This is a genomic window from Listeria rocourtiae subsp. hofi (assembly GCF_963575615.1).
Classification (GTDB): Bacteria; Bacillota; Bacilli; order Lactobacillales; family Listeriaceae; genus Listeria_A; species Listeria_A hofi.
This window is the reverse complement of the sequence record NZ_CAUYTL010000001.1, coordinates 18,014-29,812: the sequence shown is the minus strand read 5'-3', so window position 1 is coordinate 29,812 and position 11,799 is coordinate 18,014. Positions and strand designations below refer to the sequence as shown.

At 45.0% G+C, this 11,799-nt stretch carries 9 protein-coding genes; all 9 read left to right on the top strand.

All coding sequences use genetic code 11. The annotated features are described in order from the left end of the window. Positions 1-96: 96 nt before the first annotated feature. The 9 genes from R8925_RS00140 (at position 97) to carB (ending at position 11,791) form a co-directional block, all read left to right on the top strand. Positions 97-1,380 carry an NCS2 family permease gene (locus R8925_RS00140; RefSeq protein ID WP_430533917.1) on the top strand — a complete coding sequence of 428 codons (1,284 nt, stop codon included), beginning with the start codon at positions 97-99 and terminating at the stop codon, positions 1,378-1,380. Positions 1,381-1,458: 78 nt separating this feature from the next. Beyond that, entirely contained in the window at positions 1,459-1,926 is a 468-nt protein-coding gene (gene lspA, locus R8925_RS00135) for a signal peptidase II (RefSeq protein WP_430534134.1), read from the top strand. Further along, positions 1,923-2,825, top strand: a complete 903-nt coding sequence (locus R8925_RS00130) for an RluA family pseudouridine synthase (RefSeq protein ID WP_430533916.1) — start codon at positions 1,923-1,925, stop codon at positions 2,823-2,825. Before lspA ends, R8925_RS00130 begins: the two co-directional genes overlap by 4 nt. A gap of 255 nt (positions 2,826-3,080) precedes the next feature. After that, complete coding sequence (gene pyrR, locus R8925_RS00125; RefSeq protein ID WP_430533915.1) at positions 3,081-3,623, top strand: bifunctional pyr operon transcriptional regulator/uracil phosphoribosyltransferase PyrR; 543 nt, start codon at positions 3,081-3,083, stop codon at positions 3,621-3,623. Between the two features lie 318 nt (positions 3,624-3,941). Continuing rightward, complete coding sequence (locus R8925_RS00120; protein ID WP_430533914.1) at positions 3,942-5,240, top strand: solute carrier family 23 protein; 1,299 nt, start codon at positions 3,942-3,944, stop codon at positions 5,238-5,240. A gap of 83 nt (positions 5,241-5,323) precedes the next feature. Beyond that, positions 5,324-6,235: an aspartate carbamoyltransferase catalytic subunit gene (locus R8925_RS00115; protein ID WP_430533913.1), complete on the top strand. Its 912-nt coding sequence runs from the start codon at positions 5,324-5,326 to the stop codon at positions 6,233-6,235. After that, on the top strand, positions 6,223-7,503 hold the full coding sequence (locus R8925_RS00110) for a dihydroorotase (RefSeq protein WP_430533912.1): 1,281 nt from the start codon (positions 6,223-6,225) through the stop codon (positions 7,501-7,503). The genes R8925_RS00115 and R8925_RS00110 overlap by 13 nt, the downstream gene beginning before the upstream one ends. 3 nt (positions 7,504-7,506) lie before the next feature. Beyond that, entirely contained in the window at positions 7,507-8,595 is a 1,089-nt protein-coding gene (locus R8925_RS00105) for a carbamoyl phosphate synthase small subunit (protein ID WP_430533911.1), read from the top strand. Continuing rightward, a complete protein-coding gene (gene carB, locus R8925_RS00100; protein ID WP_430533910.1) occupies positions 8,588-11,791 on the top strand; it encodes a carbamoyl-phosphate synthase large subunit in 3,204 nt (1,067 codons plus the stop codon). The genes R8925_RS00105 and carB overlap by 8 nt, the downstream gene beginning before the upstream one ends. Positions 11,792-11,799 lie beyond the last annotated feature (8 nt).

Below are 11,799 nucleotides of genomic sequence, written 5' to 3'. Positions count from 1 at the left end.
TATGCGAATTCGCTCGTGTCTGTTATAATAAGGATTCGTGGTAGGGGCGAGACTCTACGGGTTGGGAGAGGGATAATTGAATAAAGAGGAATTATGATGCACAAATTATTGGACAAAATCTTTCAGTTGAAAGCACATCGGACGACTGTTCGAACGGAACTTTTAGCTGGGATGATAGGTTTCTTCACCGTTGTCTACATTATTGTTGTCAATAGTTCGATTTTGGCTGAGGCGGGTGTTCCATACCAAGGGGCCATCCTTGCAACAATTTTTATATCTGTTGTTGGTTGTTTAGTGATGGGTTTTTGGGCAAATGCACCGCTTATTTTGATGCCAGGAATGGGAATTAACGCGCTGTTCGCCTACAATTTCGTGCAGACGCTCGGATTGACTTGGCAGCAAGCGTTGGCCGTTGTTGTCATCAGTGGCTTCTTATTCATGATATTAGCATTCACACCGTTAGCTAGAAAGTTGAACGACACGATTCCGCTTATTTTAAAGCAGGGGATTACGGTCGGTTTAGGGCTATTTTTGGTGTTGCTTGGTCTTGAAAAGGGAGCGATCGTCACGCGCGGGGAACATGCGATTCTAGCGTTTGGAAACATGCATGATCCGTTCGTGCTTGCAACGGTTATTACGCTGGTGCTAACATTGATTCTGCTCGTTCGTAAAGTACCGGGAGCTTTCTTATGGAGCATCCTTATTGGAACGGTTGTTAGTGTTCTATTCGGGGTTCATGGTGAAGTTTCAAAAGACGCGATGAGTTTGGCGCCTTGGAAAGAAGTGTTGTTTCAAGCTGATTTCTCTGGTTTCGGGCAAATAGCGTTTTGGACAAGTGTGTTTTCGCTTACAATGGTACTCGTGTTTGAAACGGTGGGCTTGACGTTTGGTCAAACGAAACAATTAAACCAGACGGAAAAATTGCCACGCGTCTTGCAGGCAAGCAGTTTCACGGCTTTCTTATCTGGATTGTTTGGAACGAGCCCAACGATTTCGGCATTAGAAAGTGGCTCGATGACTGGAAGTGGTGCCAGAACTGGGCTTGCATCTGTGACGGTTGGTATGTTCTTTTTAGCATCGCTTGTGTTGATGCCATACATTTCGTTCATTCCAAATAGCGCGATTGCTCCAATCTTAATTGTAATTGGTATGTCGATGGTGCAGGAAATCAAGGAAATGGATTTTGGAAATGCTGCCGATACGTTCTCAGCGCTCTTAATCGTCGTTATCATTCCATTCTCGTACAGTATCGCCGACGGAATTGCAGTCGGATTTATCGCGTATCCGATTTTGAAATTATTCGCAAAAAATCGCACGCGTACGCCAATACTTATGTATATCATTGCGGCTCTATTTTTGTTACAATTTATACTGCAATGATTTTGTGTGAGGTGAGTTTAGCACGGGTGCTGGACTCATCTCATTACATATTTAACAAAGAAAAGAGGAATCGTAGTGATCTATTATTATCTAATCGCACTTGTTATTATCGTGATTGACCAGTTTACAAAATGGCTTATCGTGCAAAATTTAGACCTAAGGGAAGTTGTAGAAATCATTCCTAGTTTTCTAAATATCACATCGCATCGAAATTCTGGTGCTGCGTGGGGTGTTTTAGAGGGTAAGATGTGGTTTTTCTATCTGATTACGCTCGTTGTTATCGGTGTACTGATTTATTTCATGCAACGTTACGCGAAAAATAGTAAGCTTTTAGGTGTAAGTTTAGCCTTTGTTCTAGGGGGCGCGATTGGGAATTTTATCGATCGTATACTCCATCAGGAAGTGGTTGATTTTGTACAAACAATTTGGGGAAATTATTACTTCCCAATTTTTAATGTGGCGGATGCAAGTTTGACGATAGGCGTGATTTTACTCATTGTCTACGTGTTCTTGGATGATCGCAAATCGAAAGGAACGAAAAAATGACGCAAAAAACCGTAATTATTCCGGAAAAACTAAATCTTGAACGTTTGGACAAAGGTCTTGCAGAACTATTGGGGATGACACGTTCAGGCATTCAAACATTGCTAAAAGACGATGTAATTCTAGTCAATGGCGAGAAAGCAAAAGCGAATTATAAATGCAAAACAGGCGATGAAATCACGTATATCGTTCGCGAAGCAGAGGAACTTGATATCGTGGCTGAGGATATTCCGCTCGATATTTATTATGAAGACGCAGACGTACTTGTCGTGAATAAACCGCAGGGCATGGTCGTTCATCCATCTGCAGGCCATACATCAGGAACGCTTGTTAATGCTTTGCTTTTTCACTGCAAAGATCTTTCTGGTATCAATGGAAAAATTCGGCCAGGCATCGTGCACCGTATTGATAAAGATACGTCCGGCCTTTTGATGGTTGCTAAAAATGATAAAGCGCATGAATCTTTGGCGGAACAGCTCTATGACAAAACAAGTGATCGAGAATATACCGCGCTTGTTCATGGCGTGATTAAGCACCAAAAAGGAACAATTGATGCTCCAATTGGCCGTTCTAAAGAAGATCGTCAAAAAATGGGGATTGTGAGTGATGGAAAAGAATCACGGACGCATTTTGAAGTGTTAGAGAGGTTTAATGGCTATACGTTAATCAAATGCCGTTTAGAGACTGGCCGGACACATCAGATTCGCGTACACATGAAATATATTGGACATCCACTTGCTGGTGATCCGAAATATGGATTGAAGAACACGATTAAAGGTGAAGGGCAATTTTTACATGCTTCCGAGCTTGGATTTACACATCCGACAACAGGAGAGCGAATGAAGTTTGAGGCGCCATTACCGGTGATTTTTCAGGAAGCTTTGGAATCGTTGAGAGGATAAAAGGAGCTTATTTCCAAAGTTGTAATTAACCTGATTCGAGCTTTATAGAAAGCCTGATTAAACTAGTTGACAAACTGAACCTAGTACGATAAACTGAATCTAGTTAAATAACAGTCCTTTAACATAGTCCAGAGAGGCTAAGAAGGTGACGTGATATTGGGATTATTGTGCCCAATTTAATTCTAGACGTGAACCCTTTGCCGAACTCTTGGTGGAGGGTTTTTATTTTGTCTAAATGATATGGGAGGGGAAGAAATGCCAGAAGAGGTTGTTGTGATGGATGAAGCGGCGATTAAACGGGCGCTGACGAGGGTGAGTTACGAAATCATCGAGCGGAATAAGGGAACGAAAGATTTGGCGCTTGTTGGCATCAAAACACGAGGTATTTTCCTAGCAAACCGTTTGCAAGCTCGTATCAAGGAGATTGAAGAGGTAACAATTCCTGTCGGTGATGTGGATATCACGCTTTACAGAGACGATTTAACTTTTAAAAATGAATCCTCAGAGCCGTCACTAAATGGTACGAATGTGCCCTTTGATATTAATGGGAAAAAGGTTGTGCTAGTTGATGATGTGCTGTATACAGGCCGAACGGTGCGTGCCGCAATGGACGCGCTGATGGATGTAGGACGACCGGCTGGTATTCAATTGGCGGTTTTGGCGGATCGAGGACATCGGGAACTACCGATTCGAGCGGATTTTGTTGGTAAAAACATTCCAACATCAAGTGGGGAACGGGTAGAGGTACGCTTGACAGATGTCGATCACGCAGCAGATGCTGTTACGATAATTAAATAGGATAATCCAGAATGTTGAAAAACACTTTTCGCAAACTATTCGCCGAACCACAGCGTGTTGACAAACGCTTAGGTTCTAGGCAAAGTCGAGCACTGGAGCGGAGCATACTCAGGTATGTGAGCACCGGCGCACAGACTATAACGACGAAAATGAGCGTTTGTCGACACGCTGGAAGACACTTTTAATGGGCAGTCCAGAGAGGCTGATAAAGGGTGATGAATGGAAATAGGTCTTACCTAATCCAGTACATAACTGCTCTTTGTCGCAATTTGGCAAGGGGTATTTTTTTATGACTTAGAACCGGAAAGAGGGAGTAAAATGACAGAAGAAACGACATCGGAACATTATGTAAAACCAGTATTAGATATTCACGAGAAACCAACATGGAACAAATGGATTGTACTAAGCATCCAGCATCTGTTCACGATGTTTGGCTCGACAATATTTGTGCCGACTGTGACGCATTTGAATCCAAGTGTTGCGCTGATATCGAGTGGCCTTGGAACACTGGCTTATTTAATTATTACACGGGGAAAAATTCCTGCTTACTTAGGATCATCATTTGCGTTTATAGCTCCGATAACGATGTTGCTTGCGGCGAAATCGGGTGGCGGACCTGGCGCGGTAATGGTTGGTACGTTCTCGGTCGGTGTCGTATACGCGATTGTGGCGCTGCTCGTTTATTATGTAGGGATTGAATGGATTCAACGGGTATTACCGCCAATCGTGGTTGGGCCGGTTATCATGGTTATTGGTTTGTCACTAGCACCAAGCGCTGCGGCGATGGCGATGGGGACGAATGGTGGTGGCGCGTATGATTATAAAATTTTGGCGGTGGCCCTTATCACGCTTGTCGCAACGATTATCGCGATGATGTTTTTCAAAGGCTTTTTCGGACTAATCCCGATACTTTGTGGCTTTGTCATTGGGTACTTGGTGAGCATGGCTTTTGGGTTGGTAGATTATACATTGATTCAAAATGCGAGTCTTTTCCAAATTCCCGACTTCACGATTCCATTTGCGAATACGGATCCGGTTGTGACGCTTACGGTTGTGCTTTCAATGGCGCCGCTAGCTTTTGTGACGATGGCGGAGCATATGGGACATCAGCTACTTTTAAATAGGATTACGAATCGTAATTTTTTTAAAGATCCTGGATTACATCGTTCACTTGCAGCGGATGGAACGGCTTCAATTATTGCTTCGCTGATTGGTGGACCTCCTGTTACGACTTACGGAGAGAATATTGGGGTGCTAGCGATTACGAAAGTGTATAGTGTATTCGTTATCGGCGGCGCGGCGGTGCTTGCCATCGCGTTCGGGTTTATTGGTTACATTAATGCGGTGATTACATCGGTGCCAACTGCGGTACTTGGTGGGATTTCCTTGCTGTTGTTTGGGGTTATCGCAACAAGTGGTTTGCGGATGATGATTGAGAGTCGTGTGGATCTAAGCCAGAATCGCAATATGATCATCGCATCGGTTGTGCTTGTTGTCGGAATCGGTGGTTTGATGATTAACATCGGTTCTTTCCAACTGTCAGGAATGGCGATGGCGGCGCTTATTGGGATTATTTTAAACCTTGTCATACCAGAAAAGAAAACAGCACATAAATAACATCTTACGAAACCTCTAAAAACGCAATTTTGGAGGTTTTCCTATAAATAGTATCTCATTTTTTAGAAAAGGTGGCGGTTCGAATGAAGGATTTAGTGTCGATGGAGGAACTTTCTGTAGCGGAAATTGGCGAGTTACTGGAGCAAGCAGGGCGCTTCAAGCAAGGGGAAATTTGGACTCCGAAAAAGCAAATGTATGCGGTGAATATGTTTTTTGAGGCGAGTACGCGAACACATAATAGTTTTGAAATGGCTGAAAAGAAGCTTGGCATCGATGTTCTTTCTTTCGACCCATCTAAATCAAGTGTGACAAAAGGGGAAACGCTATATGATACAGCATTGACTATGCAAGCAATTGGTGTAGATGTCGCGGTTATCCGGCATTCGGATGAGAATTATTATGAACCACTTCGAAAATTAGGTATTGCGGTCGTGAATGGTGGCGATGGTTGTGGGCAGCATCCTAGCCAGTCATTGCTGGATTTGTTTACGATTAAAGAAGAGTTTGGTGGCTTTAAAGGATTGAAGGTCGCGATTGTCGGGGATATCGTGCATAGTCGTGTGGCGAATTCGAACATGCAGGCGCTGAAACGATTAGGTGCTGAGGTGTTTTTTGCTGGGCCACCGGAATGGATGCGTGAGAGTTGCGCGGAGCTTGGGACTTATATGGCTATGGACGATTTGGTAGAGCAAATGGATGTGATTATGTTGTTGCGCGTACAGGAGGAACGGCATGATGGCTTGCTTAGTTTTACGAAGTCGGATTATCATGAAAAGTATGGCTTGACGGAGGCGCGGGCTGCAAAAATGAAGGAGCGCGCAATTATCATGCATCCTAGCCCAGTGAATCGGGACGTGGAAATTGCAGATTGTTTAGTAGAGTGCGAAAAATCACGCATTGTAGAACAAATGACAAATGGTGTTTATATTAGAATGGCGATTTTAGAGGCTGTGTGCCAAGATAAAGAAATGAGGGTGACGACATGTACGTATTGAAAAATGGAAAAGTATTGACGGAAACTGGGGATTTAGTAGTGAAGGATGTAGCGATTGAGGATGGTCGTGTGACGGCGATTGGTGATGGGATTGAAGCAAGTGAAGGTGCACGTGTCATCGATGTAGCTGGAAAATTGATTGCGCCGGGATTAGTAGACGTGCATGTGCATTTACGCGAACCTGGTGGGGAGCATAAGGAGACGATTGCGACAGGGACGGCATCTGCGGCTCGTGGTGGGTACACAACGGTTTGTGCGATGCCAAATACGAAACCGGTGCCGGATACAGCGGAGGTTATGACGCAGGTTGTGGATCGGATTAAGGAGACAGCCGCGGTTCGTGTGTTGCCATACGCGTCGATCACAACGAGCTTGAAAGGTGACGAGTTAGTAGACTTTGCAGCTTTGAAGGAAGCTGGAGCATTTGCCTTTACGGATGATGGTGTGGGGGTTCAGACGGCTGGCACGATGTACGAGGCGATGAAGGAGGCTGCGGCGCTTGACATGGCGATTGTGGCGCATTGTGAGGATGATTCATTGGTGTATGGCGGGGTTGTACATGATGGGATTTTTGCGAAGGAGCAGGGCTTGGCGGGCATTCCTAATATTGCGGAATCTGTTCAAATTGCACGCGATGTGTTGCTTGCAGAAGCGGCGAATTGCCATTATCATGTCTGTCACATTTCGACAAAGGAATCGGTTCGAGCGGTTCGTGATGCGAAACGTGCAGGAATTCGTGTTACAGCAGAGGTATCGCCACATCACTTGATTTTGAATGAGACGAATATTCCGAAGAACGATGGGAATTGGAAAATGAATCCGCCGTTGCGTGCGCAAGAAGATCATGCGGCATTACTAGAAGGATTACTTGATGGAACAATTGATTTTATCGCAACAGATCATGCCCCGCATTCGGCAGAAGAGAAGAATGTGCCGATGGAGAAAGCGATGTTTGGAATCGTTGGCTTGGAGACAGCATTCCCACTACTTTACACGCAATTTGTAAAAACGGGCGAATGGACGCTCAAACAATTGATGGATTGGATGACGATAAAACCAGCGGCGTGCTTTAATCTTCCGTATGGTGTATTGGAAATCGGAGGTATTGCGGACGTGACAGTAATTGATTTGGAAAAAGAAGCCGTGATTAACCCAGAAAATTTTGCATCGAAGGGTAGAAATACACCATTTACTGGTTGGGATTGCGCTGGTTGGCCGGTTGCGACGTTTGCTGAGGGTACGCTTGTTTTTGAAGAAGGGGTGGAATAACGCATGACAAAACGGATTTTGATGCTGGAGGATGGTAATTATTTTATCGGCGAGGCGATTGGTAGTGATCGTGAAACGATTGGGGAAGTTGTTTTCAACACGGGAATGACGGGATATCAGGAGACGATTACCGATCCGAGTTATTATGGACAAATCATCACGTTTACATATCCACTTGTTGGGAATTATGGTGTGAATCGTGACGACTTTGAATCGATTCATCCAGCTGTCAAAGGCGTGGTTGTACGTGAGGCGGCCGATTTTGCGTCAAATTGGCGGAACCAAATGACGCTAGATCAGTTTTTGAAGGAAAAAGATATTCCAGGGATTGCCGGAATTGATACGCGTAAATTAACAAAGATTATTCGTCAGGAAGGAACACTAAAAGGGATTTTGGCTCCAGAAAAGGCGAATCGTGAAGAGTTGTTGCATCATCTGCGTTCTGTGCGTCTGCCAGTCGATCAAGTTCGCGAGGTTTCTTGTTCGAAGGCGTTTACGAATCCGGGTGAGGGGAAACGGGTCGTTCTTGTAGACTATGGTGTGAAAAGTAGCATTATGCGTGAGTTGAATCGTCGTGATTGTGATATTACTGTTGTGCCCTATAACACGACAGCAGAAGAAATTCTTGCTATGCATCCTGATGGCGTGATGCTTTCGAATGGACCGGGAGACCCGAAAGATGTGCCAGAAGCGATGGAAATGATTCGTGGTTTGCAAGGAAAAGTGCCGCTGTTCGGAATTTGTCTAGGACACCAGCTCTTCGCTTTAGCAAACGGGGCGGATACGTTTAAATTAAAATTCGGCCATCGCGGGGCGAACCATCCTGTAAAGGAACTGGCAACGGGACGTGTTGATTTCACAGCGCAAAACCATGGCTATGCGGTAGATGCCGATTCGCTTGTGGATAAAGATATTGTTGTAACGCATGTGGAATTGAACGATGGAACGGTGGAAGGCTTGGCACACAAGAAATTTCCGGCTTATACAGTGCAGTATCACCCAGAAGCAAATCCTGGACCGAGTGATGTGAATTATTTGTTTGACCAATTTATAGCAATAATGGAGAAGGAGGGAGCGGAGCAAAATGCCTAAACGTGAAGATATTCAAACTATTTTAGTGATTGGTTCTGGCCCTATTGTCATCGGACAAGCTGCGGAATTTGACTACGCGGGAACACAAGCGTGTCTGAGTTTGAAAGAGGAAGGGTACCGGGTTGTACTTGTGAATTCGAATCCAGCGACGATTATGACGGATGTGGAAATGGCCGATAAGGTTTATATTGAGCCGATTACGCTTGATTTTGTATCACGGATTATTCGGAAAGAACGCCCAGATGCAATTTTGCCAACGCTTGGTGGTCAAACAGGACTTAATATGGCGATGGAACTTGCCGAAGCTGGTATTTTAGATGAGTGTGGTGTGGAGGTTTTAGGAACGGATTTGGTAGCAATCAAGAAAGCGGAAGATCGCGAGGCGTTTCGTGATTTGATGCATGAGCTTGGCGAGCCTGTTCCTGAGAGCGATATTATTCATAGTTTGGATGAGGCAAAAAACTTTGTTGCAAAAATTGGTTACCCGGTTATTGTGCGCCCGGCTTATACGCTCGGTGGTTCAGGTGGTGGGATTTGCCTAAACGATGCGGACTTAGTAGAGATTGTGGCGAGTGGTTTGAAACTAAGCCCCGTGACGCAATGTTTGCTTGAGCGCAGTATCGCTGGTTTTAAAGAGGTCGAGTATGAAGTGATGCGCGATGCGAATGATAATGCAATGGTCGTTTGTAATATGGAAAATATTGACCCAGTTGGTATTCACACAGGAGATTCCATCGTTGTCGCGCCAAGTCAGACGCTTTCAGATCGGGAATACCAGATGCTTCGTGATGTGTCGCTCAAAATTATCCGTGCACTGGAAATCGAGGGTGGCTGTAATGTGCAGCTAGCGATTGACCCGGACAGTTACGATTATTATGTGATTGAGGTGAACCCGCGTGTGAGTCGTTCATCGGCGCTCGCTTCGAAGGCAACGGGTTATCCGATTGCGAAACTTGCTGCGAAAATTGCGGTGGGCTTGACGCTGGATGAGATGAAAAATCCGGTGACGGGAACAACGTATGCGCATTTCGAACCAGCGCTTGATTATGTTGTGTCGAAGATTCCACGTTTTGCTTTTGATAAGTTCGAAAAAGCGGATCGTCGTTTGGGGACGCAAATGAAGGCGACTGGTGAGGTCATGGCGATTGGACGTAATTTGGAGGAGTCACTTTTGAAGGCAGTTCGGTCGCTTGAGATTGGGGCTACGCATCTGTATTTGGATGAGGCGGAGAATGCGAGTTTGGAAGAATTGGAACGCAAAATTTGTTTCCCAGAAGATGATCGGTTATTCTTCATAGCTGCGGCGCTTCGCAAAGGTTGGACAATCGAGGATTTACATGCAAAAACGAAAATTGATTTCTTCTTCTTATACAAATTGGCGAAAATTATTGAACAGGAATCAGAAATTGCGGCGAATGTTGGCGATTTGGAGAACTTGCGTGCGGCAAAACGGAATGGGTTCAGTGATGTAGCGATTGCAAAACTTTGGAATATGATGTCCTCTGAAGTGTACGATATTCGTAAAGAAGCGGGAATAATTCCTGTTTATAAAATGGTAGATACATGTGCGGCGGAATTCGAGTCTAGTACACCATATTTCTACAGTAGCTACGAAGAGGAAAATGAATCGATACGTACGGAAAAGGAAAGCGTCATTGTGCTTGGCTCTGGGCCGATTCGGATTGGGCAAGGTGTTGAGTTTGACTATGCGACGGTACATTCGGTTTGGGCGATTCAGCAAGCGGGATATGAAGCGATTATTATCAATAATAATCCAGAAACAGTTTCGACAGATTTCAGTATCTCAGATAAGCTTTACTTTGAACCGTTGACGCTAGAAGATGTAATGCACGTAATCGAACTTGAGAAGCCAATGGGCGTTGTCGTACAATTTGGTGGTCAGACAGCAATCAATTTGGCGGACGGTTTGGCGGAACGCGGAGTAAAAATTCTCGGGACATCACTTGAGGACATCGATCGTGCTGAAAATCGTGATAAATTTGAAAAGGCGCTGGTGGAGCTTGAAATCCCGCAACCGGCTGGGAAAACAGCGACGTCAATCGATGAGGCCATTGCGGTGGCAACAATGATTGGCTACCCTGTGCTTGTGCGCCCTTCGTATGTGCTCGGTGGTCGCGCGATGGAAATTGTGGAATCAGAAGAAGCATTACGTTACTATATGAATAACGCAGTAAAAGTGAATCCGAAACATCCGGTGCTTGTGGATCGTTACGTGCAAGGTCAGGAAGTGGAAGTGGATGCGATTAGTGACGGTGTGAACGTCGTGATTCCAGGCATTATGGAACATATCGAACGAGCTGGCGTCCATTCGGGGGACTCGATTGCAGTTTATCCGGCTCAAAGCTTATCGCAGCATGTGAAAGATTTGATTGTTGATTACACGACGCGACTTGCGAAAGGTCTAAACATCATCGGGATGCTGAACATACAATACGTTGTTGCGGATGAGGAAGTTTTCGTCATTGAAGTCAATCCAAGATCGAGTCGAACGGCACCTTTCCTAAGCAAAATTACGGATATTCCGATGGCGAATGTGGCGACGAAGGTCATTTTAGGGAAAACATTGCTAGAACTTGGCTATAAAGAAGGTTTAGCACCGGAAAAACAAGAGATTTTTGTTAAAGTACCGGTATTCTCGTTTGCGAAATTGCGTAGCGTAGACACGTCGCTTGGCCCTGAAATGAAGTCAACCGGAGAAGTCATGGGTAAAGATCGCACGCTTGAAAAGGCCTTGTACAAAGGTTTTGTGGCAAGCGGTGTGAAAATGCTCGATTACGGAACGGTGTTATTGACGGTAGCGGATCGTGATAAGGTAGAGGCGACTGCACTTGCAAAACGCTTTAAAAATATCGGTTTCACCATTATGGCTACATCTGGAACGGCGCTTGTTTTAGAAGAGCAAGGCATTCCGGTTTCAAAAGTGAAGAAAATCGGCGAGAACCAGGAAACGTTGATTGATTACATTCGCAATGGGCAAGTAACGCTTGTCGTGAACACATTAACGACTGGAAAACAACCAGAGCGTGATGGCTTCCAAATTCGCCGGGAATCGGTTGAAAACGGTGTGCCGGTTTGTACGTCGCTCGATACAGCCGAAGCCATTTTGCGTGTGTTAGAGTCGCGGTCATTCGAAATGGAAGCAATGGAGCCGGCGCGAGTGATCGAAACAGTATAAAGAACGGA